Below are 25387 nucleotides of genomic sequence, written 5' to 3' on the forward strand. Positions count from 1 at the left end.
CCGCACTCACGGCCTTCTGAGAGGGCGATCGGACCGAAGCCGGTCCGGGCCGGCAACGGCTGTGGCCGACTTTCTTCCCCGGCACGTGCCGTGCCTTCCTCGCGAGACAAGAAAGCCGGCCTTCGCCGTCCTCCGCTGCGCTTCGGCCGATAGCGCTTTGCGCGTCGGTGCAGGCCCGGTCCGCCCCCGCTCTTCGTCGCCTGCGAAGGCCGCGATGGGCGCGGTCGACAGCAGAAGGCGAACCCCATGACCATCGATCCCGACTTAAGCGACCACGAACCCGAGCACGCGGCATCCGCCACCTCGACTTTGCTCGACGAACTCCAGCTCTACGGTCACCGTCCGTTCGAGGACGAACTCGACTCCCGGCCGCTCCCGGAGGTGTCCCAGGTCACCGGCGCGATCGCCGACATCTTCGACGCGCTGGCATCCACGCTTCAGGAGACCCGCCTCGAGCCCGACCTTGACGACCTGCTCTGGTCGACGGTCAACGTCTTTCACCGCGCCACCGAGCGGATTGAGCGCGAACTCGACGACAACGAGCAGGCCCAGAAGCGCGGGCAGCGCGAGCAGGACGGCTCGGAGGTCAAGTCGGTCGAACTGGAACGGCACCTGGCCGAGGGACTGACGCTGATCGAGCGCCGCAACGCCTTCGAGCTGATGCGCGACCTGGCCGCCGAACATTTCCAGATCCACACCCGCAACACCTGGCACCCGCGCACCGGGTCGATGGTCAACCGCAAGCACCTGACCGCGGCGATGATCGACAGCCGCGACTTTCTGATGGCCCGGCGCCGGGCAGAGACCGAGGTGATGCTCCCGGCGGGCCCGCGTATCGCGTTCACGGGCGGCTATGAATGCAACGACAGCACAGCCATCTGGGCGGCCCTCGACCGGGTCAACGCCAAGCACCCTGGCATGGTGTTGCTGCATGGCGGATCACCGAAGGGTGCCGAGCGCATCGCTGCCTGCTGGGCTGACAGTCGCAAGGTCCCGCAGGTCGCCTTCAAGCCCGACTTCAACCGGCACAAGAACGCCGCCCCGTTCAGGCGCAACGACGTGCTGCTCGAGACGATGCCGATCGGGGTCGTGGTGTTCCCGGGTTCAGGGATCTCGGACAATCTCGCCGACAAGGCTAGGAAGCTCGGAATCCCGCTGTTCGACTTCCGTCCGAAAGGAGGCGGCGCGTGAGCGTCGCTTCTGATCCATTGCTGACGATTACGGTGTCAGTTTCTCTCCCGACTTTGACGCAGCGCCCGCCTTCTTTGGCTTTGGACGAGGCAGATTCGCCGCCGTCAGCCGGATAAGAGCGGCAAGAAACGCGCCGTCATCCCACCGGCCCCCTTCGATCAGCAGACTCGGCTTCGCGCCGGGGTAAGGCGGCGCTTCTTCGACCGCGCCAACGAATGCCCGACCAGCCTCGGTCGGCTTCACGAACAACTGGTCGTCGCAGATGAGTCCGACGAGTACGCCATCGCAATAGAGGCCATACTCACCGAACATCTTGCGCGCCGTGACAGACCCCGCAGCGCCCGCCTGCTCGACGATGTAATCCACAGTGCCTTGCTGACTGGACATTGAAATCATCCGCTGATCCGCTGCAGGCATTCTACCCGTTCACAGGGCTCGGCGACACCTCGTTCCTGCCCGTCTGGCAGAGACCGCCCCCTCTCATTTGCGCTACCTTGGTCCGGCTAAGGCCTAAAGCCATCAACCCACAAGGGGTCCGCTAAGCACAGCTTGCGGCCGCTTTGGGCTTCGCCGTCGCGGTGATCGCGGCCTTGGGCCGGACACATCGGGCGCCTGTCGAGCGGGGGCGGTCCCCGCTCCCGAACAGGAGCCGGATCAATGTCCCTCACCACCGCGCAGAAGCTCGCGCTTAATCTTGCAGGCATGCTGATGGTCTGCGTCGTCCTCATCCAGGTCGATGGCGGTTACGGCGTCATGCCCGCCGACGAGTTCGACGGCGAACCCAGCAGCATCGTTCATGAGTACGATCCGTTCGCCCGCTGAGCTCGTCGGCCCACCATCTTGCGGCGTCGGTTTCCGTTTTCGGATTCCGGCGTCGCTTCCTTTTTGCTATGGTCTCAGTCGCGCTGTGGAGGTGGCGGGTGCGCGTCTGATCCAATCTGTCTGGAGGACGCCATGCTTACTGCCATACTGCTGAGCTTTGTCGGCATCGGCATGATCTGCTGGTTGCTATTCAAGCTCGCCGTCAATGCGCTTCCCTTCTTTGCGGCGCTCTCGATGGGCATGTTTGCCTATAACACCGGCGCGGGACCGATCGGCGCGATGGTCTTCGCAGCGTTGGCCGGCGCGATCGCATTTCTCGCCGGACCGTTGCTGTTCGCCACCGTGCGTAGCCCTGAATTCCGAACCCTCATCTCCGCAGCCTATGCTGTTCCGGCGGGGCTCGCGGGCTATCACGCCGTCTACGCCATTTCCGCGATCGGCGGCACGGCCGAGCCGTGGCGCGTAGCGTTCGGCATCTTTGGTTCGATCATCGTCGTGCTGGTGGCCTGGACGCGAATGCGTGCCTACAGCCCCGTTGACCCACGCCGGCCCGTCAACGCTACCGGCAGCTCGCTTTCGTCTGGAGGCGCGGCACAGGGCCAATGAGGTTGATGCCACGCCATCGGGGCCGGCGCGTACAGAGCGAGAAGTGGATCACAACTTAGGCCAACGGGCGTAGCCTCCGATCGCTCGTGCATGGAGTCGGCATCATCTCCTTACGGCGACAGGTCCCGGTACTTCGGGGCAGGTGTCGGGTCGATCTCGATGCGCGATGCCACCTTCTGGTCCGACAGAGCCTGTCTTTGCGCGATGGGTATCGTCCAGCTCTTGCGGGTGCCTGAGGGAGGCCGCCAGGTCTCCCGTGAGACGTTGTCGGCACGCGGCCCAACCCGTCCTCTCTTTGGCTCGATCTAGCCGGGGTCGGCTTCGCCTCGATCGCCTGAGCCGCAACGGAGCCACCGAACTTTCTTCCCCTGGGCTACGCCCATTCCTCGCGAGGCAAGAAAGCCCGTCGTCTTCCGTCCGCCGCTTCGCTTCGGGCCTTCGGCTGCGTCGTCGATCGTCCCCGGCCTTGCGATCGCCATCGAGGCCGCGATGGGCGCGGGCTCGAAACAACGACAGGAGACTTACAATGGCGACCATCGGCACCTTCAAGAAGACCGGCAACGACTACACCGGCGAAATCGTCACCCTCAACCTGCAGACCAAGAACGTCCGCATCGTCGCGGAAGAGAACCGCAGCAACGACAACGCTCCCTCGCACCGGGTCATGGTTGGCCGTGCTGAGATCGGTGCCGCCTGGAGCAAACGGTCGAACGAAGGCCGCGACTACCTCTCGGTCAAGCTCGACGATCCCAGCTTCACCGCCCCGATCTACGCCAACCTCTTCGACGACGAGGGCGGCGAGACCTACGGCCTGATCTGGTCGCGCTCCAACGGCAAGCGAGCCGACTGAGCCGATCCAACGCCCCGCCCGGGTCGCCCCGGGCGGGGCTTTTCTTTTGCGATCAAGCTTCGTCTTCGGGTCGAAGCAACTCGAAGGATTGAACCTCAAGCGCCGTCGCCAACCGCTCGAGCACGTCGATGCCGGCGGCATACTGCGATCTTTCCAGCGAGCTGATATAGGTTCGATCGATATCTGCCCGATGGGCCAGTTCCTCCTGGCTCAGGCCTCGTAAAGCTCGGTAGCGCTTCAGGTTCTGCGCAAGCACCTCTCGGATCGACATCGCCGAGACAGCACCGGCTTGTCGAGTATTTCACCACGGAGTATTCTCGACAGGTGAGCACGCATTATCCCGTCGAAGGCTTTTGGTCGAGCATCAGTCCGGCGCGAGTTTGGCGTCGGACAGCTCAGCTGTCACACGTTCGCGGTTGCTCGATGGTCCAGGTTGCGGCAGGCGTTCACCATAATCCAACGCCAAGATCGTTCCGATGACGCTAACTCCCGCCATCGCCTCGGAAGCACCCAGCGCACCGGCCCTGACCAGGTACGACGAAGCGCACGCGGTCACCTATCTGCGCCTCCTCGACGCCGCAGACGCAGGCGCGGAGTGGCGCGAAGTCGCCCGGCTCGTGCTCGGCTGCGACCCGGACACGGATCCCGACTGCGCCAAGCTCACCTACGATTCGCACCTGGCGCGCGCGCGATGGATGACGACCAGCGGCTACCAGCACCTGCTCCGGGGCGGCGCGCCCAACTGACGCGATGGAGCTTTGCATGTTGCGCAAAGATCGTTGCGCGAATGCCCTCTTCTCAATGCACGCATGGCTTGCCAATCAATCAGAATGCGCCTCGGCGTCCGGCCGCGGGCGGCAGTCGAGTACCCGTGATGTTGCGTCCCGACTGGCGTAATGCCGACGACTATAAGCCGCTTCGAAACGCGGATGCCGTGACGCTCGCCGGTGAGTTTCTGAAGCGCAACCCGGACTATATTTCCGACAGGAAACGGCTCACCCGGCTCGCCGAAGCCGGAGAACTCACGCTGACCGACCGCGATGCGTTCGCGACGGCCTGGGGGTTGCGATTTCGCGGCGGACGGCGCGCCGTTGGATTGGACGCCTCACAACCTACCGACCGTGGTCGGCGTCGTGGCGACGCCTCCAGCGCTTGCCAGCCCCCATCCCCGCTCTGATGCCCGCACGCTAGCACCTACCGCCGGACTGCGCGTCGAACTGATCGACATCGACGGTGCGGATGCAGCGGTACTACCACTCGACGCACTGTTTCCGATCCGCGTCGCCGCAGCGCTCCGCGTATGGCGGGCGCTATCCGGCCACCCGCCGGGGCCTGATCCGCAGGTGTTGCCGACAGCGCGACGGACGCGCCTCTTACTCGCGTTGCGCGCGCTCGACGCACGACAAGCGCGCGCGAGCTACCGCCAGATCGCGGAGGGGCTGTTCGGTCCGCTGCCGCTGCGCGGTGACGCGGACTGGAACAGCCACGACCTCCGCGATCGCACAATCCGGCTCGCACGGCTCGGCCAGGAGCTAATGCGCGGCGGCTATCGCCGTCTGCTGCTCTACCCGTACCGGCGTCTCCGCTAGCCCGCGGCGACAAAAGCCATGCTTGCCAAAGCGCCGCCGCAGTCGCGTCGGCGGTCGTGGCGATCTCACGCCCCCGCGACATCGCCATAGGCCTGTCCGGCGGCGCTTCGCCACCGTGCCCTTCACCGGCCGATCGCATCCCGCAGTCGCCCGGAACAAGCCGGAGGCGCGATACCGATGTCCACTCAACCCAATTTGCCGCCGCGCTACCTGCGCACACCCGAAGCCGCGCGCTTCCTGGGCCTGTCTGGTCGCACGCTCGAGAAGCATCGCACCTACGGGACCGGCCCGCGCTATTCGAAAATCGGCGGTCGCGTCGTCTACCGTCTGGAGGACCTTCAGGCTTGGGTCTCGCGCGGCGAAAAGGCGTCAACCAGCGACGACACCGGCGACACCGTGCTGCCCGCCAAGCGTCACGCTGCCATCTCGCCGGCCTATGCCGGTTTCCGCCGCTGATCGGCGGTCTGCCGATGCCAAACCGACACCCAAGTGCAGAGCGCGCACAGCTAGAGCTGTTCCGCGCACTGCCGGGCGACCTCGCCGTGCGCGACGCGCAGGACCTGATGGCCTACCCCTTCTTCAGTCTCGCGAAGTCCAAGCGGATCGCGCCCATCGACTTCAAGGCCGGCGCGGTCGCGATCCGCGTCGAGGCTGTCGCCGAGCACGGGATGGCCACGATTTGGGACGCCGACGTGCTCATCTGGGCCGCCTCGCAGCTCGTCGAGGCGCGCGATCGCGGCGCGCGAACGTCGCGCCTGATGGCAGCCACGCCGTATGAAATCCTGCGCTTCGTCGGTCGCGGCACCAGCGCGCGCGACTATGAACGGCTGAAAGCCGCGCTCGACCGACTGCAATCGACGACCGTCGCAACGACCATTCGGCAGCCGTCCGAACGACGGCGGCATCGCTTCTCCTGGGTCAACGAATGGAAGGAGCGCGTCGACGCAGCCGGTCGACCACTCGGGCTCGAATTGATCGTGCCCGACTGGTTCTACTCCGCCGTTTGCGACGATGCGCTCGTGCTCACGATCGACGACGCGTACTTCGATCTGACCGGCGGGCTGGAGCGCTGGCTGTACCGGCTGGTGCGCAAACATGGTGGTCGTCAGTCGGGCGGTTGGAGCTTCGACGTCTCCTACCTGCACGCCAAGTCAGGCTCGCTGTCGCCGCTCAAGCACTTCGCCTACGACGTGCGCGCCATCGTCCGCGCGCAGTCGTTACCGGGTTATCGGCTCGCGCTGGAACACGCGGGCGGTCGCGAGCGCCTCGCCTTCGTCACGACGGTCCACCCGCTCGACCTCGCCATGCCGCGCCGCCTCCGAGCGTCCAAGCCTGGGGAAAGGCTGTGAGTCCCGTCGTGCTATCGGGGACCGCGCGTGTCGTGCCATCGGGGACCGGATGCTCGTGCTATCAGGGACCGGAAACGCCGTTTTCGTGTTCTTTAGCAACGGCTTGCGCGCGCCGTAACGTCTGTAACCTAGACTCCTTCAGAGTCTTTCTAACGGGTGCCTTACCGAAAACGGCGCGCTTCGACGTGGCCATGCCTGCCAAGAAGCGAGCGGTGCCATGACGGTGCTCACCCATGTCGAGCTGCTGCACCTCGACGGCCAGATCGAACGGTGGATCCGCTTCGGTCGCCATGCGGCCGAGCGGATCGTCGACCGCCGCTCGCGCGTCCTGTCGTTCCCGTCCGGCGCGACGTTCGCGTTCGTCCGCTGGCGCGCCGGAGACTACGGCACGGCGGAGTCGCGCATCGACATCCTTCGCGCCGTCGCGCCCGGTTCGCCGTTCTCGACAGTGCCGTTCGTCGTCCCTGGCGCAGAAAGCCTGCTGCGGATCAGCGGCTGGCCGAAGGTCCAACGCGTTCTCGAAGCAATCGACGCCGTCGAGCGCCTCGACGTCGATCCCGCCGACGTCGCTCCCGACCATTGGCGACATGTCCACAATCAACTCGGCGCCGGTCTCGAGCCGCGCCCTTACGCACCGGCGCGTCACCGCGCCTGGCTGCTCCGTCGAAGGATCGAAGCATGAAATCCGCAACCGTTTCTGCGCGCCCGTTTCCCTGGCGCATCCTGATCGCGACGCAGATCGCCGTGTCCGCGATCGCCGTCACCGCCGTTGCCAAGATGCCGACCCGGCTCGTGTGGAACGTCACCGCAAGTGTCCCGACCGGCCTGTACGCGGTGCGCGACGATGTCCCGCTTCGCCCCGGCGTCCTTGTCGCGGTCATGCCGCCCGAGCCGCTCGCGACCTGGCTGGTTAGCTACGGCTATCTCGGTCACGGCGCGCCCTTGCTCAAGCACATCGAAGCGTTGCCCGGCGCGCGGGTCTGCCGTGAAGGGGAGCGTGTGACGGTCGACGGACGGCCGCGGGCGATTGCCCGTCGAACCGACCGGCTCGGACGACGGCTACCGCATTGGAGCGGCTGCCGGATCGTCGGCGAGGGTGAACTGTTCTTGCTCAATCCCGACGAACCGGCATCGCTTGACGGGCGCTATTTTGGCCCGCTGCCGCGCGCGAGCGTCATCGGCCGGGCGACGCCGATTTGGCTGGACGATGACCGATGAACCCTTCACCCCTCAGTCGCCGTCCCGCCTTGGCCGGGGCGACCGCGAAGCGCCACGGACGCCGTATTCGTCACCCTTTCTTTGCGGCCGCGGTAGTCGTCGGCTTGTGGCTCGGCGTGTCCGATCCAAGCCGCGCGCAGACTGCCCCACCGACGCCAATCGTGCCGGTGGTCGGTCATCAGAATGATGCCCACATCGCGGAGGCCTCGCAGCGTTTCGGCATTCCGGAGGCATGGATTCGCGCCGTGATGCGTGTCGAGAGCGCGGACGATCCAACCGCGACATCGCATGCCGGTGCAATGGGGCTGATGCAGGTCATGCCCGGCACCTACGCCGAGTTGCGGGCGCGTTACGGCTTGGGGGCGAACCCTTATGATCCGCGAGACAACATCCTCGCTGGCACGGCTTATCTGCGCGAAATGCTCGACCGCTACGGGTCGGCAGGCTTCCTCGCAGCATACAATGCCGGGCCTGGCCGCTGGGAGAGCTACGCCTATCGTGGTCGCCCGCTGCCTGCCGAGACGGTCGCCTACATGGCCCGGCTAAGCCCCATGGTCGGCGGCTCGGTGGCGACTTCGTCGACGTCGCCTGCGCCGGTCGATCGCTTCGCCTGGACACGCGCTTCGCTGTTCGTGAGCATTACGACAGCGTCGGCATCGACGCCGCCCGATGAGGACATTGACGCGACCGGGCTGCAGACGGTGGGTAGTGCATCGGCGGTTCGTTTGCCGAAGTCCGAGGCCGATCGACCGTCCACTGGTACGGCGAACAACGCCAACGACGCGATATTTGCAATCAGGAGGCCGCAATGACGGGCGGCGACCATGCTCGTGCCGCTTCGTGCTTCGTCGCAGGTTTGGGCGGGGTATTGATGTGCTGGAGCGATCCAACAGAGAGAGGGCAGGATACAAGCCGCAAGGTGCGGGCGGTTGGTTTGGGGGGAAATGCTAGCGTTTCCAACGAACCTAAGAACCTTGTGCGGGCATGGCGTAACTTGCCATTTTCTCCAGCCCGTTGGTTTTGCGCCCTTTTTGACAAGGTGCGCCTGGCTTGACCCGCGGTGACGACGATTTTCGCGTCCGCCCGGGCCGCATTCGTTCGACATCGAAGCCGACCGCCAAGCCCTTCCTTCAGCAGGCCCTGCGCGCCGCGCAAAAGGCCGGCGGCAAGCAGCCGGCCGGCAAGAGCCACAAATCGACCTGGGGCCGTGGCCGATCGGCCAGCGTCACTGCATCGCGCTCGCTGATGACCCGCTCGCGCGGCGCCGTCATCAAGGCGCGGGTGGTGCGGCAGGCTCGAACGCCCGGGGCGCTGTCCGCGCACGTCGCCTACCTGCAACGGGACGGTGTCACCCAGGAGGGCGAACGCGGCCAGCTGTTCGACGCAGAGCGTGAGCGCGTAGATGGCGCATCGTTCGCCAAGCGCTGCGAATCGGATCGACATCATTTCCGCTTCATCGTGTCGCCCGACGACGCCGGGGAGCTTGCTGACCTCAAGTCGTTCACGCGCGAGCTCATGGAGCAGGCCAGCCAGGATCTCGGCACCCGGCTCGACTGGGTAGCCGTCGATCACTGGCATACCGAGCATCCGCACATCCACGTGCTCGTGCGCGGCAAGACCGATGCCGGCGAGGACCTCGTGATAAGCCGCGACTACATCAGCCACGGCATGCGCGATCGCGCGGCGGCTCTTGTTACCCAGGAACTCGGACCCCGTACCGATTTGGAAATCCGCCGCGACCTCCAGAACCAGGTCGATGCCGAGCGCTTGACCAAGCTCGACCGGGCGCTCGCTCGTGAGGCGGCCGGCCGGGACGGAGTGGTGGACGTTCGTCGATCCGTCCTCGGCAACCCGGACCCGTTACGTGAGCAAAAGCTCGGCCGGCTCCGGAAGCTGGAGCGTTTGGGGTTGGCGGAGGGGGACGGCGCGGGGCGGTTCCTTCTGGCCGCCGATGCCGAGGTTCAGCTGCGTGCGCTTGGCGAGCGCGGCGACATCATCAAGCGTCTGCATCGGTCGATGTCTCGCGGTGGACGGGGCGGCGACCTGTCCGGCTTCGTCCTGGAAGGCGAGAACGCCGGGCCAGTGGTCGGCCGACTCGCTGCACGAGGGCTCGACGACGAGCTGAAGGGGACCGCCTTCGCCGTTGTCGAAGGCACAGACGGGCGCGCTCACCATCTCCGACTTCCCGATCTCAACGCCGCCGGCGATGGCCCCATCGGCTCAGTCGTGGAACTCCGCCGCTACGCCGACGCCAACGGTCGCGACCGCGTCGCCCTGGCGGTTCGGTCCGACTTGACCATCGAAGCGCAGGTTACGGCACCCGGCGGGACCTGGCTGGATCGTCGGCTCCTCGATCGCAACCCCGAGCCGCTCGGCTCCGGCGGGTTCGGTGCCGAGGTGCGCGCTGCTCTCGATCGTCGAACGGAACATCTGCTCGAACGGCGAGTGGCCACGTACCAAGGCGAACGGGTCGTCTTTGGGCGCGATCTGCTCGACACCCTACGGCGGGGCGAACTCGCCGCGGTCGGTGCAAAACTGTCGGCCGAGACAGGCATGCCTCACAAGCCTGCCGCTGCCGGCGAGACGGTGAGCGGCATCTATCGGCAGCGGCTCAATCTCGCCTCGGGTCGCTTCGCCATGATCGATGACGGGCTCGGGTTCAGTCTGGTGCCGTGGTCGCCCTCGCTCGAAAAGCGACTCGGTCAGCAGGTCGGCGGCGTCGCCCTGCCGGGCGGAGGCGTCGACTGGAGCTTCGGCCGCAAACGCGGCATTGGCATCTAGGCTCGTTCTCGAAGCGCGCCGGTCTCTGCGCGACAAGGTGCGATCACCTTGCGCGCTCTCTTGATCGACTGACGCTACGCGTCTTGGCCTGAGTGCATGTCCGGAACCCGTATCCTTTGGGGCCATGTGCTCCTCGTCGGCGCGATCGCGCTCCTGTTCGTTTGGGCAGCCACCCAGTGGACCGCGTGGCGGCTGGGCTTCCAGCCGCAGCTTGGGCCACCGATGGGCGAACTGTTCGGCTGGCCGATCTACGCGCCGCCCTCCTTTTTCGTCTGGTGGTACTGGTACGATGCCTACGCGCCTCGGATATTCATGGAGGGCGCCTACATCGCCTCGGGCGGCGGCTTCGTCACCATCGCCGTCGCGATCGGCATGTCGGTCTGGCGGGCCCGCGAGTCCAAGGATGTCTCGACCTATGGCTCCGCACGTTGGGCGAACCGCGACGAGATGACGTCCGCCGGGCTGCTTGGCGCGGACGGTGTGGTGCTCGGCAAGTTCCTCAACACCTATCTGCGCCACGACGGGCCCGAGCATGTGCTCTGCTATGCACCGACCCGCTCCGGCAAAGGTGTCGGACTCGTCGTTCCGACCCTGCTGACCTGGCCGGGCAGCTGTGTGGTCCATGACATCAAGGGCGAGAACTGGACGCTGACCGCGGGCTGGCGCGCGAGGTTCGGGCGGGTCGTCCTATTCGATCCAACCAACGCGGCGAGCGCGGCCTATAATCCGCTGCTCGAAGTTCGCCGGGGGCCGAGCGAAGTCCGTGACGTCCAGAACATCGCCGACATCTTGGTCGATCCCGAGGGCGCGCTCGAGAAACGGAACCATTGGGAGAAGACCAGCCACGCCCTTCTGGTCGGCGCGATCCTTCACGTCCTTTATGCCGAGACCGACAAGACGCTCGCCGGTGTCGCCGCCTTCCTCTCCGATCCGAGGCGGCCGATCGAGACGACGCTGCGGGCGATGATGACCACCCCGCATTTCGGCGAGGACGGAGTCCATCCCGTCGTCGCCAGCGCAGCGCGCGAGTTGCTCAACAAGTCGGACAACGAGCGATCGGGCGTCCTGTCGACTGCCATGTCCTTCCTGGGGCTCTACCGCGATCCGGTCGTCGCCGAAGTCACGCGCCGCTGCGATTGGCGCATCGCCGACCTGGTCGGAGGCAAGCGGCCGATGACCCTCTACCTCGTCGTGCCCCCGTCCGACATCAGCCGTACCAAGCCGCTTGTCCGACTGTTGCTCAATCAAATCGGGCGGCGGCTCACCGAAGAGCTCGCAACCGCCAGTCGCCGCCAGCGCCTACTGCTCATGCTCGACGAGTTCCCCGCGCTCGGCCGCCTCGACTTCTTCGAGTCCGCGCTCGCCTTCATGGCCGGTTACAAGATCCGCTCCTTCCTGATCGCGCAGAGCCTCAACCAGATCGAAAAGGCCTATGGTCCGAACAACGCGATCCTGGACAATTGCCATGTCCGGGTCGCCTTCGCGACCAACGACGAGCGGACCGCGAAGCGGGTGAGTGACAGCCTGGGCACGGCGACCGAGATCCGCGATGCGAAGAACTACGCCGGCCACCGCCTGTCACCCTGGCTCGGGCATCTGATGGTCAGTCGTCAAGAGACCGCGCGGCCTCTGCTAACGCCCGGCGAGATCATGCAGCTACCTCCCTCCGATGAGATCGTGCTCGTTTCCGGTTCGCCGCCCGTCCGCGCGAAGAAGGCGCGCTATTACGAAGACCCGCAACTCAAGCGGCGCATCCTGCCGCCGCCGAATATCCAGCGAGCATCGGGGGAGGTGTCGACGACCGCCGGAGGGCGGGACGACTGGACGGGACGCGTCGTGCCTCGGCCCTCGCCCGAGGAAGCCGACGATGCCAATGTCGGATTGCGGCGAGAACCCGAATTGCCGGAGCACGAAGAAGTCGCACCGGTGTCCGCGCCGCCAGTCGAGAACGAGTTCGAGCTCGACGGCGAGGAGCCGAACGACGACGCCCTGCGTCAGCAGTTGCTGGCGGGGCGGATCAGTGGCGTCGCCCGCCAAGCCTCGCTCGACCCGAACGACGGCATCGAGCTCTGACCATGGCGAAGAAAGAGCAGTTCACGGTCTATCTCGACCCGACCACTATGCGCGCGCTCGACGCCTATGTCGCGGAGCGGCGCAAACCGAAGTCGCTGGTCGCCGAGGCGGCGATCACCTCGTTCCTGACACCGGATGACTCAGACCGGAGGGAAGCGGCGATCGCCAAACGGCTCGACCGAATCGTCCGCGTTCTGGAACGGATCGAGCGCAACGACGGTGTAACTTTGGAAGCCGTCGCCCTGTTCGTGCGCTTTTGGCTGACCGCCACGCCAAGCCTACCTGAGCAGACTACTGCGGCGGCGCGCGCCAAGGGTGCCGAGCGATACGACCGCTTCGTCGAAGCACTCGGACGGCGGCTCGCTAACGGACCCGGGCTTCTCAAGGAGGTCGCTCTAGACGTTTCCGGGAACAGTTCGGGCGTCGAATAGATCGAAGCGCATGTAACAGGCGTCGAGTCTGACATCGCGGCTCGTTACCGAATGGCATCCCCGCCATATCGCTCCCGCACTTCCCCTGCCTTAGCCGCCGACACCGCTACTACGCCGTCACGCCTGTTGCTCCAGCCCCGTTAACGGTCCTCTTACTCGACCCCGTCGCTTCCATCCGGGGTTCGTATCTTGACCGTCACCGCCATTAGCACCGAGCGTCAGGACCGCGGCGCGCGCATGTTACGCACCGCGCTGGGCCCGGACATCGCGGCCTTCCTCGAAGACCCGAGCGTCGTCGAGGTCATGCTCAATCCCGACGGTCGGCTCTGGGTCGATCGGCTGTCCGCCGGTCTCGCAGATACGGGTGAGCGACTGTCCGCTGCCGATGGCGAGCGCATCGTCCGCCTCGTCGCGCACCATGTCGGTGCCGAGGTCCACGCCGGTGCACCCCGTGTCTCGGCCGAACTGCCCGGGACGGGGGAGCGGTTCGAGGGGCTGCTGCCACCGGTCGTCGCCGCTCCCTGCTTCGCGATCCGCAAGCCCGCCGTCGCGGTGTTCACGCTAGCCGACTACGTCGCCGCCGGCATCATGGCAGCCGGCTCTGGGGAGACGCTGCGCGAGGCCGTACTGTCCCGCGCAAACATCCTGGTCGCCGGCGGCACCTCGACAGGTAAGACCACCCTCACCAATGCGCTGCTGGCCGAGGTCGCCAAGACCTCGGACCGCGTTGTCCTGATCGAGGACACGCGCGAGCTCCAGTGCCTCACGCCGAACCTGGTCGCGCTGCGCACCAAGGACGGTGTCGCTTCGCTCTCGGATCTCGTGCGTTCGTCGCTCCGCCTGCGCCCCGACCGCATCCCGATCGGTGAGGTGCGCGGGGCTGAGGCGCTCGATCTGCTCAAGGCCTGGGGCACCGGCCACCCCGGCGGGATCGGCACGATCCACTCGGGCAGCGCCATCGGCGCGCTCCGTCGCCTCGAGCAGCTGATCCAGGAAGCGGTCGTCACCGTGCCGCGCGCGCTCGTCGCCGAGACGATCGACGTCATCGCCGTGCTCGCCGGCCGCGGTCCCGACCGCCGTCTCGTCGAACTCGCCCGCGTCGAGGGGCTCGATCCGACCGGCGATTACCATCTCGCCCCACTCACCCCGCCAGGAGACTGACCCGTGACCTCGCTTCGTACCCGCCTGTCCGCCGCCACCGCCGTCGCGACGACCTTCTTGATCACCGGCCCGGCCTGGGCCGCCGGCTCGAACATGCCCTGGGAGGCGCCGCTCCAGAGCATTCTGGAATCGATCGAAGGGCCCGTCGCCAAGATCATCGCCGTGATGATCATCATCATCACCGGCCTGACGCTGGCCTTCGGCGACACGTCGGGCGGTGCCCGCAAGCTCATCCAGATCGTGTTCGGCCTGTCGATCGCCTTCGCTGCCAGCTCCTTCTTCCTGAGCTTCTTCAGCTTCGGTGGCGGGGCGCTCGTCTGATGGGTCTCGCCGACGACCAGATCCCGGGCTTCACCGCGCCGGTCCACCGCGCCCTCGCCGAGCCGATCCTGCTCGGCGGCGCGCCTCGTGCGGTGGCGATCGCCAACGGCACGCTGGCGGCCGCGATCGGGCTGGGGCTTCGGCTCTGGCTGGTGGGACTCGTGATCTGGCTCGTCGGTCACCTGCTCGCCGTATGGGCGGCCAAGCGCGACGCGCAGTTCATCGACGTCGTCCGCCGCCACCTCCGCTACCCGCCACACCTCGGGGTCTGAGTCATGCTGAACCTCGCCGAGTATCGCAAGAAGCCGCAAGGTCTCGCCGATTTTCTGCCCTGGGCCGCGCTGGTCGGCGCGGGCGTCGTCCTCAACAAGGACGGTTCGCTACAGCGCTCCGCCCGCTTTCGCGGTCCTGACCTCGACAGCGCGACAGCCTCCGAGCTGGTCGGCGCGTCGGCACGGCTCAATAGCGCGATCCGCCGGTTGGGATCGGGCTGGACGCTGTTCGTCGAAGCCAGCCGACAGCCGGCCGAACGCTATCCCGACAGCCAGTTTCCCGATGCCGCCTCCGCCCTGGTCGACGAGGAACGCCGGGCGCAGTTCGAGGCCGAAGGCGCGCATTTCGAGAGCGCCTATCTGCTCACTTTCGTCTGGCTCCCGCCCGCCGACGATGCCGCCCGCGCCGAGGGCTGGCTCTACGAGGGCCGCGCCGACCGCAACGGATCGGCGCGCGATCATCTCGACCAGTTCGTCGATCGGACCGACCGGCTGTTAAACCTGATCGAAAGCTTCGTGCCCGAGGCGGCCTGGCTCTCCGACACCGAGACCCTGACCTATCTGCACGCCTGTGTGTCGACCGCCTGGCACCGCGTCCGCGTGCCGGAGACGCCGATGCACCTCGACGCGCTGCTGGCCGATCGCCCGTTGACGGGTGGCCTGGAGCCCCGTCTGGGCTCGGCACATCTTCGCACGCTCTCGGTCATCGGCTTCCCGTCCTCGACCTTCCCGGGGATCCTCGACGAGTTGAACCGGCTCGCCTTTCCCTATCGCTGGGTCACTCGCGCGGTCTGCATGGACAAGACTGATGCGGCCAAGCTGTTGGGTCGTATCCGCCGCCAATGGTTCGCCAAGCGCAAGTCGATCGCGGCGATGCTGAAGGAGGTGCTGACCAACGAGGCGTCGTCGCTGATCGACACCGATGCCGCCAACAAGGCGGCCGACGCCGACGAGGCGCTGCAGGACCTGGGCGCCGATCTGGTCGGCCACGCCTTCGTGACCGCGACCGTCACGGTATGGCACGACGATCCGCGCATCGCCGCCGACCGGCTGCGGCTGGTCGAGAAGGTCCTCCAGGGCCGAGACTTCACGACCATCACCGAGGGCGTCAACGCGGTCGAGGCCTGGCTCGGCAGCCTGCCGGGTCACCTCTACGCCAACGTCCGCCAGCCTCCGATCTCGACGATCAACCTGGCGCACATGATCCCGCTCTCGGCGGTCTGGGCCGGCCCCGAGCGCAACGACCATCTCGACGGCCCGCCGCTGTTCTTCGCGGCGACCGAGGGGTCAACCCCATTCCGCTTCTCGCCCCATATCGGAGATGTCGGCCATACGCTGGTGGTCGGGCCGACCGGGGCCGGCAAGAGTGTGCTGCTCGCGCTGATGGCGCTGCAGTTCCGGCGCTACGCGCAGGCCCAGGTGTTCGCCTTCGATTTCGGCGGCTCGATCCGCGCGGCCGCGCTGGCGATGGGCGGCGACTGGCACGACCTCGGCGGCGCGTTGTCGGACAACGCCATCGAACCGGTCGCGCTGCAGCCACTGTCGGAGATCGACGAGCCCGGCCAACGCGCCTGGGCCGCCGAGTGGCTGACGGGAGTACTGTCCCGCGAAGGAATGAGCGTTACCCCAGAGGTCAAGGATCACCTCTGGTCGGCGCTATCGTCGCTGGCGTCGGCGCCGCCGTCCGAGCGGACGCTCACCGGCTTGTCGGTTCTGCTCCAGTCCAACCTCCTGAAGCGGGCACTCCAGCCCTATTGCCTCGACGGGCCCTGGGGCCGCCTGCTCGACGGCGACCATGAGCGGCTCGGATCGGCGAGCGTCCAGGCCTTCGAGACCGAAGGACTGATCGGCACCGCCGCCGCGCCCGCCGTCCTCGCCTATCTGTTCCACCGGATCGAGGCGCGGCTCGACGGCAGCGCGACGCTGGTCATCGTCGACGAGGGCTGGCTCGCGCTCGATGATCCGACCTTCGGCGCCCAGCTGCGCGAATGGCTGAAGACGTTGCGCAAGAAGAACGCGAGCGTTGTCTTCGCTACCCAGAGCCTCGCCGACATCGACGGTTCGAGCATCGCCCCAGCCATCGTCGAGAGCTGCCTCACCCGCATCTTCCTCGCCAACGAGCGCGCGCTCGAGCCACAGATCGCCCGCATCTATGAGAAGTTCGGGCTCAACGACCGCCAGATCGAGATCGTGGCTAGGGCCACGCCCAAGCGCGACTATTACGCCCAGAGCCGTCGCGGCAACCGGCTGTTCGAGCTCGGGCTCGGACCCGTCGCGCTCGCCTTCACCGCCGCCAGCTCAAAGGCCGACCAGGCCGCCATCGCCGACGTTCTGGCGACCAGTGGGCGCGCCGACTTCGCTGCCGCCTGGCTGCGCCGACGCGGCCTCGGCTGGGCCGCCGATCTAATCACCACCCTCGACCCGGAGAAAAGACCATGAAGACCCGATCGCTTTCCCGCGTGCTGCTGGCCGGCTGCGCCGCGCTCTCTTTGGCACTGACAACCACTGCGCCCGCCACCGCCCAGGTCACCGTGTGGGACCCAACCAATCACGTCCAGAACGTGCTCCAGGCCGCGCGGGCCCTGGAGCAGATCAACAACCAGATCGCTTCGCTGCAGAACGAGGCGACCGCGCTGACCAATCAGGCGCGCAATCTCGCCAGTCTCCCGCACTCGTCGCTGGCGACCCTGCAGAGCCAGATCCAGCGGACCCAGCAGTTGCTCAACGAGGCGCAGCGGATCGCCTATGACGTCGGCTCGATCGACGACGCCCTCACCCGCGGCGGCTACGCCAACGCCAGCATGACGGCCTCGAACCGCGATCTGCTCGACAGCGCGCGTGAACGCTGGTCGAACTCGGTGGCGGCGTTCGAGGATGCGCTGCGCGTCCAGGCCGGCGTCGTCGGCAACCTCGACGACACCCGCGCCGAGATGTCGACGCTGGTGACCGCCAGCCAGTCCGCGACCGGCGCGCTCCAGGCGGCGCAAGCCGGTAATCAGATCCTGGCGCTGCAATCGCAGCAGATCGCAGACCTCACCGCTGTCGTGGCGGCGCAGGGTCGGGCTCAAACGTTGGAAGACGCCCGCGGGGCGGCGTCGTCCGAACAGGCGCGCGAACAGCTCCGCCGTTTCCTCGCACCCGGCCGGGGCTATCAGCCCGGCGACGTGCGGATGTTCCCCCAGTGACCGTTTCCCGCGACAAGCAGCTGTGGGTGCGGCTCGGCGTGGCGGCGTTCGTGACGATCGCCTCTGCCGTCGCCGTGATCGATGCGCGGCGGGCCCCGCCGGAGTCGGCTGCTGTCGCCAAGGCGATCGAGCCGACAGACCCGGTCGCCTCCGAGCTCGTGCGCTGTGCTGCGATCACCGATCCCGCCGCCGTCGATGCCGCGTGCCGCCTAGCGTGGGCCGCTCACCGCGCCCGGTTCTTCGGGGACGGCGAGCAGGGGCAACGCCCGTGAACGACATCGGCGTCATCGACCGGTTCCTCGCGGTCTTCACCCGATACATCGACTCCGGGTTCGGGCTGCTGTCCGGCGAGGTCGCCTTCCTCGCCACCACTCTGATCGTCATCGACGTGACGCTCGCGGCCCTGTTCTGGACCTGGGCGGCCGATGACGATGTGCTCGCGCGTCTGGTCAAAAAGACGCTGTTCGTCGGTATCTTCGCCTACATCATCGGCAACTGGAACGGTCTGGCCCAGATCATCTTCGAGAGCTTCGCCGGGCTCGGCCTGCAAGCCTCCGGCGGCAGCGTCAGCGCCGCCGACTTCGTGCGGCCGGGCCGTATCGCTCAGGTCGGCATCGACGCCGGTCGTCCGATCCTGGACTCCATCTCGGAGTTGATGGGGTTCGTCAGCTTCTTTGAGAATTTCATCCAGATCGCGGTGCTGCTGTTCGCCTGGGTGCTGGTGATCCTCAGCTTCTTCATCCTCGCGATCCAGCTGTTCGTCACCCTGATCGAGTTCAAGCTGACGACGCTCGCAGGGTTCGTGCTCATCCCGTTCGGGCTGTTCGGGAAGACTGCCTTCCTCGCCGAACGGGTGCTCGGCAACGTCATCTCGTCGGGCGTCAAGGTGCTGGTGCTGGCGGTCATCGTGGGCATCGGCTCGACGCTATTCTCCGAGTTCACCGCCGGGTTCGCCGGCGGCCAGCCGACCATCGAGGACGCGCTCGCCATCGTGCTCGCCGCGACTTCGCTCTTGGGTCTGGGCATCTTCGGCCCCGGTATCGCCAACGGCATCGTGTCGGGCGGACCGCAGCTGTCGGCAGGAGCAGCGGTCGGCACGGGCCTCGCGGCCGGTGGCGTGGTCGCCGCAGGCTACGGCGCGGCGCGGCTGGCAGCAGGTGGACTTGCCGGAGCGGCCGGAGCCGTGGGCAGCCGGACGGCTGCAGCCACGACGGTTCCCGCGACCCGCGGTCCGACCGGGACGGGTGGAGGATCGTCGGGTGGAAGCCCGACGCCAGGCGGTCCCGCGCCCGGCGGCGGCGCTTCCGGCGGCGGCGGTGCGGCTGGCGGAGGATCTACGGTACGGCCCGAGCCGTCCGGTGCCGGATCGGCTCCGACTTCGAGCCCGTCATCCGAGCCTTCCAGCGACGCACCGTCCGGCGGGGCAGCGAGCGACGACACTCCCGCCTGGGCCAAGCAGATGCAGCGCGCGCGGATGGTGAACGAAGGCGTCTCGACGCTGACCCACACCGTGCGCTCCGGCGATCGCGGCGGCTCCGGCTCTTCCATCTCAGTTAGTGAGGATCGCTGATGTTCAAACGACCTTCCGTCCGCTACGGGCGCACGCCCGACCCCGTCACTCCCTATCAGCGCGCCCAGCAGGCCTGGGACGACCGCATCGGTTCCGCCCGCGTCCAGGCCCGCAACTGGCGGCTCATGGCATTCGGCGAGCTCTTCCTCGTCGCCGGCCTGTCGGCGGCGCTCGTCTGGCAGGGCGCGCGGGGCTCCATCGTCCCCTGGGTCGTGCAGGTAGACCGCATCGGCCAGGCCCAGGCGGTCGAGCCCGCGGTCGCCGCCTATCAGCCGACCGATCCGCAAATCGCCTGGCATCTGGCGCGCTTCCTCGAACAGGTGCGGTCGGTCCCGGCCGACCCGATCGTGCTGCGTCAGTCGTGGCTGCGCGCCTATGACTATACGACCGATCGCGGCGCGGCGGCGCTCAACGACTATGCCCGGATCAACGATCCGTTTGCCCGCGTCGGCCAGACCCAGATCGCGGTCGAGGTCTCGAGCGTCATCCGCGCTTCCGCCGACAGCTTCCGCATCGCCTGGGTCGAGCGCCGCTACGAGCAGGGCCAGCTCGCCGCCACCGAACGGTGGAGCGCGATCGTCACGCTCGTGATCCAGCCGCCACGCGATGCCGAGCGGCTGCGCAAGAACCCGCTCGGCATCTTCGTCCACGCCATCAACTGGTCCCGGGAGTCCGCGTCATGATCCTCTTCGCCCCAAGGCGCGCATCGCTGGTCGCGCTGCTACTTTCCACCGTTGCGCTCTCGGCCTGCGCCACCCGCGACAGGCCGCCGGTCATCGCGCTGGACACGCCGCCGCCGGAAATGGTGGCCGCAACGCTCGCGCCCGAACCAACGACACCGGTGCAGATCCTGGCCATCCCAGAGCCGTTGCCGCTTCCCGGCCAGCTCCAGCCGGTCGAGGCTGATCGTCGTCCCGCAGAATCCAGCGATCCGGGGGCCCGCGTGACCGCCGCCAATGCGGCGGCTCGGATCGAGCCGGTCCGCGACGCCTTCCTCAATGCCGTTCAACTCTACCCCTTCACGGACGGAGCGCTCTATCAGGTCTACGCCTCGCCCGGCCACGTTACCGACATCGCACTGCAGGAAGGCGAGCAACTCGCCGGGACCGGCCCGGTCGCCGCCGGCGACACCGCGCGCTGGATCATCGGCGACACCACGAGCGGCGCGGGTCCGACGACCCGCGTCCATATCCTCGTCAAGCCGACCCGGCCGGATCTGACGACCAATCTGGTCATCAACACTGATCGTCGGACCTACCTGATCGAGCTGCGTGCGCGGCCAACCACCTATATGGCCTCGGTCTCCTGGACCTATCCAGCCGACCAGCTGATCGCGCTCCGCCGGGGCAATGTCACAGCGGCAGAGGCAGCGCCCGTTGCAACCGGCGTCGATCTCGAGCGGCTGCAGTTCCGCTATCGGATCGAGGGTGACGAGGCCTCGTGGCGGCCCGTTCGCGCCTATGACGACGGCGTGCGCGTCTACATCGAGTTCCCGTCCGGCATCGCCCAGGGCGACATGCCGCCGCTGTTCGTGGTCGCGGCGGACGGGCGGTCCTCGGAGTTGGTCAACTACCGCGTTCGTGGTCGGCACATGATCGTCGACCGGCTGTTCGGCGCGGCCGAGTTGCGGCTCGGTGCCGACCGTCGTCAGCAGCGCGTTCGGATCGAGCGCACCGATGGGAACCGGTCCCGTGACTGACCGCCCGGTAGCCGAACGACCGAACGGCGGTGCGGTCGACCAGGACGCCGACTCCGCGCCCGCCCGTTTCGAGCGCGAGATTGCCGACCAGCTAAGACTCCGCCCGGAGTTGCCTGGCGTCACTCGGTTGTCCCGCAAGGTGCTGATCGGCCTCGGCGCGGTCGCCAGCATCGGCATCGGGGGCGCGCTCGTCGTCGCCTTGCAAGGCTCTGAGGAAGACGAGCGCCCGGCCGAGCTCTATAACACCGACCGGGTCGCCCAAGCCGATGGTTTGGGCACTTTGCCACGTGACTACTCCGGGGTGCCGCAGCTTGGACCGCCGTTGCCGGGCGATCTGGGCCGGCCGATGCTGAGCGCGCAGCAGCGAGGCGAGGCCGTGCCTACTGTGCCTCTGCCCGGAGCGCCGGGTACGCCCACGCCCGCGCCGGTCGATCCCGCCGTCCAACGCGCCGAACAAGAACGCGAGGCCGCCCGGACCAGCCGGCTGTTTAACGCGACGGAAACCGGCGCAGCCGATGCGCCCGGTTCGATCGTGCCTGTGCCGGTTCCGCCACCTGCATTGCCCGCGCCTGTGCCGACGACGTCGTCGGCTCCCGGTCGGGGCGAGGCGTTTCTGGCGCGTGATGCCGATCGGCAGACGCAGAGCAGTGAGCGGCTGCGCGCGCCTCTGAGCCCCTATGTCCTTCAAGCCGGATCGATCATACCGGCGGCACTGCTTACCGGCCTTCGCTCGGACCTGCCGGGCCAGGTGACGGCGCAAGTGACCGCGCCGGTTTACGACAGCCCGACCGGCAGCTTGCTGCTGATCCCGCAGGGGTCGCGGCTGATCGGTCAGTATGATGCCGAGGTCGGCTATGGGCAGGAGCGGGTGCTGCTCGTCTGGAACCGTCTGATCATGTCCGATGGTCGCTCGATCGTGCTGGAGCGCCAGCCAGGGGCCGATGCGCAGGGGCATGCGGGTCTACAGGATCGCGTTGACAACCATTGGGGTCGTCTCATCGGCGCGGGACTGATCTCCACCCTGCTCGGTGTGGGAGCGGAACTCGGGACAGACAGCGACAGCGACATCGCGCGAGCCATCCGCGACGGCGTGCAGGAAAGCGTCGGCGATGCGGGCCAGGAGATCGTCCGCCGCCAACTCGATATCCGACCGACGCTGACCATCCGGCCCGGCTATCCGGTGCGCGTGATCGTCACCCGCGACCTGATCCTAGAACCACAGGGAAACGGCCGATGACCAAGCTGAAGCTGGGACCGCTCGCGGACGACAAGCCGGTAAAACTTACCATTGATCTTCCAGCGGACACGCACCGCGATCTCCGCGCTTACGCAGACGCGTTGGCCCGCGAGACGAAACAGGCGGTGGAGCCTACGAAGTTGATAGCACCGATGTTGGCTCGTTTCATGGCCACAGACCGTGCGTTCGCGAGAGTTCGACGGAGTGTCAGGCCTGATTAGTCTTCGTGAACATCTGACGGGCGAGTGCCAAAAGTCGGGTAAGCGCGGGGTTATCGACTTCAGGACGCCAAAAAGCTTCGACCTGCAAAGTCGCGCCTTCCGAAATGATTGGTAAGATTTTGGTGTTGGCGACGTCGTCTCGTGCCGAGCTTGCCGGCAGAATGCACCAACCGGTTCCGGCTGCAACTAGACCTAGGAGACTATCGAGCGCGACGTTCTGTTCCGAAAAGTCGAGGGTCGGGCCGCCCAACTCCCGAACGTGGTTCACAAAACGGCGCCAGTCGTCCCCTGATCGACAAAGAACGATCCGCCCGGCCAAGTCTTCCCAGGTCACGTACCCAACAGGGAAACTCTCGGGTGTGACCGCCACTAGCTGCTCCAACCACAGTTTCTGTCGCAGAAGCCGATCGATCGCTTTCCATCTCGGATGAAGCGGATCGACAATCGCCGTCATGATGATGTCGAACTCGGACGTCTCCAGCCCGACCATCAGATCGTCGTCACAGCGCTCAAAAGATCGCACTGAAACGCTTGGGTTGGCGCTTTGAAACTGCCGCATGAGGTCTACGATCGGTCCGCTGGCAAATGACCAAACGAAGCCGATGTTCAAGCGGCCGTTGATCCCGGCAGCAGCCAGTCGTGCGTCCATATCGGCGCGCTCCATGCGGTCGAGAATGTCGCGAACCGACGCGACATAGGAGCGTCCCGCATCCGTGAGCCGCACGCCGCGAGCCAGCCTGTCAAACAAAGACACACCGATCCGGTCTTCGAGATACCGAATTCGTCGGCTGACTGCCGAGACTTCGACACCCAGACGATCAGCAGCTGCGCTGAAGCTGCCGGCCTCGGCAGCGGCTACGATGATACGGAGATGCGTCAAGTCACCACGCACAGGGGCAAACCCTGCCGCGCCGCCAGCAGGCGTCGTTAGGTTGACGTGGCCGCTCTGGTGGGACCATCGCCGTCGCCGATCAGGGCGCGTCTCGCGCTGCCCTCGAGAATGGGACCAATGACGGAGAGATCTTCAATCCCCAGCTGCGCGCGCCCTAGCCGACGCGCCAGGGTGTCACGCGCCACGCCAAAGGCGAGCGCTTGGCCGAACATCGCATGGGCTTGGATGATGGCCTCCGGGTCATCCGCCTCCAGCCCTCGTGCTCGGGCGCAGAGAGCAGAAATTGCCCGGTGCACGGCCTCGACATAGCCTTCGTAGATCAGATCGAAGGCGCGACCCGGCTGCATTTGCTCGCGCAACATGAATGCACCGCGTGTTGACGCGTCCGGTGTGCCGAAGATCACCCCGACGACCGAACTCAATATCTTACCGACGCGCCAAGCCGCTTCGTCGGGCTTCAGATTGTCTGCGTCTGCAGCGATTGCCTCGGCGGCCGCCCGGATGGCGGCACCCGTCGACTCGACGATATGACTGGCGACAGCCAGATAGACTTCTTCCTTGCCGCCGAAATGATATTGAATGGCGTTGAGATTGACACCGGCGGCGTCGGCAAGTTGACGCGTCGATACGGCATCGAGCCCTCCACGTCCGAACAGGTCCAGACCCGCTTCCACCAAACGCCTCCGCGTCTCATCGGGGTTGTGCCCCTTGGTCGTCTCAGTTTTGCCCATAGTGCTACTCACTCGAATGAATGGCGCCAGGTTCGGTTCCGAATGGCTCTCACTCGGTCTTGGCGGGGTTCACCGCCATCGTCGAGGGGAGTTGACTCACTCGTTCGAATGAATGAATAGAGGTTCATGGCTGACGCTGAGACCCGGTTCGCCCTGTTGACTGTCGCGATTGATCGATTCGGCATGTGCGGCGTCGACTCAGTCAGCACCCGGGAGATAGCGGCGCTAGCCCAGACGCCGATGTCGTCGATCACCTATCACTTCGGAAGCAAGGAACGGCTGTATCTCGCCGCGGCCCAGCATATCGCAGACATTCTTGGACCGCAGGTGCGCTTCGCCATCCGAGGTGATCAAGAGAGTCTGCTGACAACTTCCGACGACGCGCGCCTAGAGCTTCGTCGTCTCATGTCCACCTTGCTGCGCGTGATGCTCGACGAGCGCTACGCTTCCTTCTCGCGGTTTGTCGCGCGCGAGCAAGCGGGGCCGACCGAAGCGTTCGAGATATTGTTCAGCAATATCATGAATCCAGTGCTCGGAAGGTTGCAAGACCTGCTCATGATCGTCTCGGATCATGGTCTCTCCGCCCAAGAAGCGAGGGTGCGGTCGGTCGCGCTGTTGGGACAAGTCCTGATTTTCCGAATGGGACACGCCGCTGCACTTAGAGCTGCCGCATGGCAGCGGCTCGACGACGGCGCGCTGGGGGTGATCGAACATGTCGCGCTCGCCCACCTCGACGCGATCACCGAGAGTTTAGGGAAAGATCGACGCCCCGCGACCGATAGGCCCTTTGGACGGCAGGCGGCACGATGACCGGAGCCGCTCGAGTTCATCGGACCGGCTGGCGCATCGCGCGCGCTGCGGCGGCCTTGCTGTTCGGCACCGCCGGTGTGCTCAAGCTGGTCGGTATCGAAAGTATGGTCGGTCTCTTCGAGACAATCGGGTGGGGCCAGTGGTTCCGCTATTTCACTGCCGGCGTCGAACTGTTCGGCGCCGCCATGCTGATCAGCCGCCGCACAGCCGTTCCCGGAGCAGTAATGCTCGCTTGCGTGTCTTTGGGGGCGACCATCGTAAATCTTTGGGTCATCGGCAGGACCCCGCTTCCCGCTCTGTTTCTCCTTGCACTGACAGTTGGGATCGCGGGCATGCCGATACGGGCTTCACACCGCTACCTATTGAAGAAGGACTGAC

The 25387-nt window shown here is 66.5% G+C and carries 32 protein-coding genes; 28 read left to right on the plus strand and 4 right to left on the minus strand.

All coding sequences use genetic code 11. The annotated features are described in order from the left end of the window. Positions 1-246 precede the first annotated feature (246 nt). Positions 247-1191, plus strand: coding sequence for a DUF2493 domain-containing protein (locus JL11_RS00150; RefSeq protein ID WP_054763892.1), 945 nt, complete (start codon positions 247-249; stop codon positions 1189-1191). A 27-nt stretch (positions 1192-1218) separates the two neighbouring features. Here JL11_RS00150 and JL11_RS00155 read toward each other — a convergent pair whose 3' ends face one another. Next, a complete protein-coding gene (locus tag JL11_RS00155) occupies positions 1219-1578 on the minus strand; it encodes a TfoX/Sxy family protein (protein WP_054766725.1) in 360 nt (119 codons plus the stop codon). Between the two features lie 270 nt (positions 1579-1848). Between JL11_RS00155 and JL11_RS17615 the strand changes: the two genes are divergently transcribed. The 3 genes from JL11_RS17615 to JL11_RS00165 all read left to right on the plus strand — a co-directional run bounded on the left by JL11_RS17615 (position 1849) and on the right by JL11_RS00165 (position 3469). Continuing rightward, complete coding sequence (locus JL11_RS17615) at positions 1849-2013, plus strand: hypothetical protein (RefSeq protein ID WP_197273329.1); 165 nt, start codon at positions 1849-1851, stop codon at positions 2011-2013. 132 nt (positions 2014-2145) lie between these two features. Beyond that, positions 2146-2619: a hypothetical protein gene (locus JL11_RS00160; RefSeq protein WP_197273330.1), complete on the plus strand. Its 474-nt coding sequence runs from the start codon at positions 2146-2148 to the stop codon at positions 2617-2619. A 526-nt stretch (positions 2620-3145) separates the two neighbouring features. After that, positions 3146-3469, plus strand: coding sequence for a DUF736 domain-containing protein (locus JL11_RS00165; protein WP_054763893.1), 324 nt, complete (start codon positions 3146-3148; stop codon positions 3467-3469). 52 nt (positions 3470-3521) lie between these two features. On the opposite strand, the gene JL11_RS00170 is transcribed toward JL11_RS00165, so the two are convergent. Beyond that, positions 3522-3740: a helix-turn-helix domain-containing protein gene (locus JL11_RS00170; RefSeq protein ID WP_054763894.1), complete on the minus strand. Its 219-nt coding sequence runs from the start codon at positions 3738-3740 to the stop codon at positions 3522-3524. Positions 3741-3945: 205 nt separating this feature from the next. Between JL11_RS00170 and JL11_RS00175 the strand changes: the two genes are divergently transcribed. From JL11_RS00175 to JL11_RS00275, 22 genes are all read left to right on the plus strand, one after another. Continuing rightward, on the plus strand, positions 3946-4215 hold the full coding sequence (locus JL11_RS00175) for a DNA -binding domain-containing protein (protein WP_054763895.1): 270 nt from the start codon (positions 3946-3948) through the stop codon (positions 4213-4215). A 128-nt stretch (positions 4216-4343) separates the two neighbouring features. Further along, positions 4344-4646, plus strand: a complete 303-nt coding sequence (locus JL11_RS17795; RefSeq protein WP_231681347.1) for a transcriptional regulator domain-containing protein — start codon at positions 4344-4346, stop codon at positions 4644-4646. Next, positions 4603-5058: a DUF2285 domain-containing protein gene (locus tag JL11_RS17065; protein WP_231681500.1), complete on the plus strand. Its 456-nt coding sequence runs from the start codon at positions 4603-4605 to the stop codon at positions 5056-5058. Before JL11_RS17795 ends, JL11_RS17065 begins: the two co-directional genes overlap by 44 nt. Before the next feature lie 177 nt (positions 5059-5235). Beyond that, positions 5236-5514 (plus strand): helix-turn-helix transcriptional regulator, encoded by a 279-nt coding sequence (locus JL11_RS00185; protein WP_054763897.1) that lies wholly within the window; start codon positions 5236-5238, stop codon positions 5512-5514. A gap of 86 nt (positions 5515-5600) precedes the next feature. Then, positions 5601-6407, plus strand: a complete 807-nt coding sequence (locus JL11_RS00190) for a replication initiator protein A (protein WP_433949524.1) — start codon at positions 5601-5603, stop codon at positions 6405-6407. Between the two features lie 217 nt (positions 6408-6624). Next, entirely contained in the window at positions 6625-7089 is a 465-nt protein-coding gene (locus tag JL11_RS00195; RefSeq protein WP_054763899.1) for a DUF2840 domain-containing protein, read from the plus strand. After that, positions 7086-7625: a S26 family signal peptidase gene (locus JL11_RS00200; RefSeq protein ID WP_054763900.1), complete on the plus strand. Its 540-nt coding sequence runs from the start codon at positions 7086-7088 to the stop codon at positions 7623-7625. Before JL11_RS00195 ends, JL11_RS00200 begins: the two co-directional genes overlap by 4 nt. Next, positions 7622-8437 (plus strand): lytic transglycosylase domain-containing protein, encoded by an 816-nt coding sequence (locus tag JL11_RS17070; protein WP_082382537.1) that lies wholly within the window; start codon positions 7622-7624, stop codon positions 8435-8437. The genes JL11_RS00200 and JL11_RS17070 overlap by 4 nt, the downstream gene beginning before the upstream one ends. Before the next feature lie 238 nt (positions 8438-8675). Then, the gene (locus JL11_RS00210; RefSeq protein ID WP_054763901.1) at positions 8676-10406 is read left to right on the plus strand and encodes a relaxase/mobilization nuclease domain-containing protein; all 1731 of its coding nucleotides are present in this window, start codon (positions 8676-8678) and stop codon (positions 10404-10406) included. Positions 10407-10502: 96 nt separating this feature from the next. Beyond that, a complete protein-coding gene (locus JL11_RS00215) occupies positions 10503-12479 on the plus strand; it encodes a conjugal transfer protein TraG (RefSeq protein WP_054763902.1) in 1977 nt (658 codons plus the stop codon). 2 nt (positions 12480-12481) lie between these two features. Continuing rightward, the gene (locus tag JL11_RS00220; RefSeq protein ID WP_054763903.1) at positions 12482-12910 is read left to right on the plus strand and encodes a hypothetical protein; all 429 of its coding nucleotides are present in this window, start codon (positions 12482-12484) and stop codon (positions 12908-12910) included. A 237-nt stretch (positions 12911-13147) separates the two neighbouring features. Continuing rightward, on the plus strand, positions 13148-14071 hold the full coding sequence (gene trbB / locus JL11_RS00225) for a P-type conjugative transfer ATPase TrbB (RefSeq protein WP_054763904.1): 924 nt from the start codon (positions 13148-13150) through the stop codon (positions 14069-14071). A 24-nt stretch (positions 14072-14095) separates the two neighbouring features. Next, positions 14096-14392 carry a TrbC/VirB2 family protein gene (locus JL11_RS00230; protein ID WP_248842239.1) on the plus strand — a complete coding sequence of 99 codons (297 nt, stop codon included), beginning with the start codon at positions 14096-14098 and terminating at the stop codon, positions 14390-14392. Then, positions 14392-14664 (plus strand): VirB3 family type IV secretion system protein, encoded by a 273-nt coding sequence (locus tag JL11_RS00235; protein ID WP_054763906.1) that lies wholly within the window; start codon positions 14392-14394, stop codon positions 14662-14664. Before JL11_RS00230 ends, JL11_RS00235 begins: the two co-directional genes overlap by 1 nt. Positions 14665-14667: 3 nt before the next feature. Beyond that, positions 14668-17103 carry a conjugal transfer protein TrbE gene (trbE, locus tag JL11_RS00240; RefSeq protein ID WP_054763907.1) on the plus strand — a complete coding sequence of 812 codons (2436 nt, stop codon included), beginning with the start codon at positions 14668-14670 and terminating at the stop codon, positions 17101-17103. Further along, positions 17100-17849 carry a P-type conjugative transfer protein TrbJ gene (gene trbJ / locus JL11_RS00245; protein WP_054763908.1) on the plus strand — a complete coding sequence of 250 codons (750 nt, stop codon included), beginning with the start codon at positions 17100-17102 and terminating at the stop codon, positions 17847-17849. Before trbE ends, trbJ begins: the two co-directional genes overlap by 4 nt. Continuing rightward, the gene (gene trbK-alt / locus JL11_RS00250; RefSeq protein WP_054763909.1) at positions 17846-18121 is read left to right on the plus strand and encodes a putative entry exclusion protein TrbK-alt; all 276 of its coding nucleotides are present in this window, start codon (positions 17846-17848) and stop codon (positions 18119-18121) included. Before trbJ ends, trbK-alt begins: the two co-directional genes overlap by 4 nt. Beyond that, the gene (trbL, locus tag JL11_RS00255; protein ID WP_054763910.1) at positions 18118-19419 is read left to right on the plus strand and encodes a P-type conjugative transfer protein TrbL; all 1302 of its coding nucleotides are present in this window, start codon (positions 18118-18120) and stop codon (positions 19417-19419) included. The genes trbK-alt and trbL overlap by 4 nt, the downstream gene beginning before the upstream one ends. Next, positions 19419-20102: a conjugal transfer protein TrbF gene (gene trbF / locus JL11_RS00260; protein ID WP_054763911.1), complete on the plus strand. Its 684-nt coding sequence runs from the start codon at positions 19419-19421 to the stop codon at positions 20100-20102. The genes trbL and trbF overlap by 1 nt, the downstream gene beginning before the upstream one ends. Then, positions 20099-21118 (plus strand): P-type conjugative transfer protein TrbG, encoded by a 1020-nt coding sequence (gene trbG, locus JL11_RS00265; protein ID WP_054763912.1) that lies wholly within the window; start codon positions 20099-20101, stop codon positions 21116-21118. The genes trbF and trbG overlap by 4 nt, the downstream gene beginning before the upstream one ends. Next, on the plus strand, positions 21111-22355 hold the full coding sequence (locus tag JL11_RS00270; protein WP_442853662.1) for a TrbI/VirB10 family protein: 1245 nt from the start codon (positions 21111-21113) through the stop codon (positions 22353-22355). Before trbG ends, JL11_RS00270 begins: the two co-directional genes overlap by 8 nt. Beyond that, positions 22352-22576 (plus strand): DUF2274 domain-containing protein, encoded by a 225-nt coding sequence (locus JL11_RS00275; protein ID WP_054763914.1) that lies wholly within the window; start codon positions 22352-22354, stop codon positions 22574-22576. The genes JL11_RS00270 and JL11_RS00275 overlap by 4 nt, the downstream gene beginning before the upstream one ends. On the opposite strand, the gene JL11_RS00280 is transcribed toward JL11_RS00275, so the two are convergent. Next, a complete protein-coding gene (locus tag JL11_RS00280) occupies positions 22563-23456 on the minus strand; it encodes a LysR family transcriptional regulator (protein ID WP_066572100.1) in 894 nt (297 codons plus the stop codon). The two genes, JL11_RS00275 and JL11_RS00280, sit on opposite strands and share 14 nt — an antisense overlap. Positions 23457-23503: 47 nt before the next feature. Further along, on the minus strand, positions 23504-24199 hold the full coding sequence (locus JL11_RS00285; RefSeq protein WP_054763916.1) for a CerR family C-terminal domain-containing protein: 696 nt from the start codon (positions 24197-24199) through the stop codon (positions 23504-23506). A 126-nt stretch (positions 24200-24325) separates the two neighbouring features. Here JL11_RS00285 and JL11_RS00290 point away from each other — a divergent pair, with 126 nt between their 5' ends. After that, on the plus strand, positions 24326-25009 hold the full coding sequence (locus JL11_RS00290; protein WP_054763917.1) for a CerR family C-terminal domain-containing protein: 684 nt from the start codon (positions 24326-24328) through the stop codon (positions 25007-25009). Further along, the gene (locus tag JL11_RS00295) at positions 25006-25386 is read left to right on the plus strand and encodes a DoxX family protein (protein ID WP_054763918.1); all 381 of its coding nucleotides are present in this window, start codon (positions 25006-25008) and stop codon (positions 25384-25386) included. The genes JL11_RS00290 and JL11_RS00295 overlap by 4 nt, the downstream gene beginning before the upstream one ends. The last annotated feature ends 1 nt before the right edge of the window (position 25387 follow it).

This window comes from Brevundimonas sp. DS20, assembly GCF_001310255.1.
Taxonomy (GTDB): domain Bacteria; phylum Pseudomonadota; class Alphaproteobacteria; order Caulobacterales; family Caulobacteraceae; genus Brevundimonas; species Brevundimonas aurantiaca.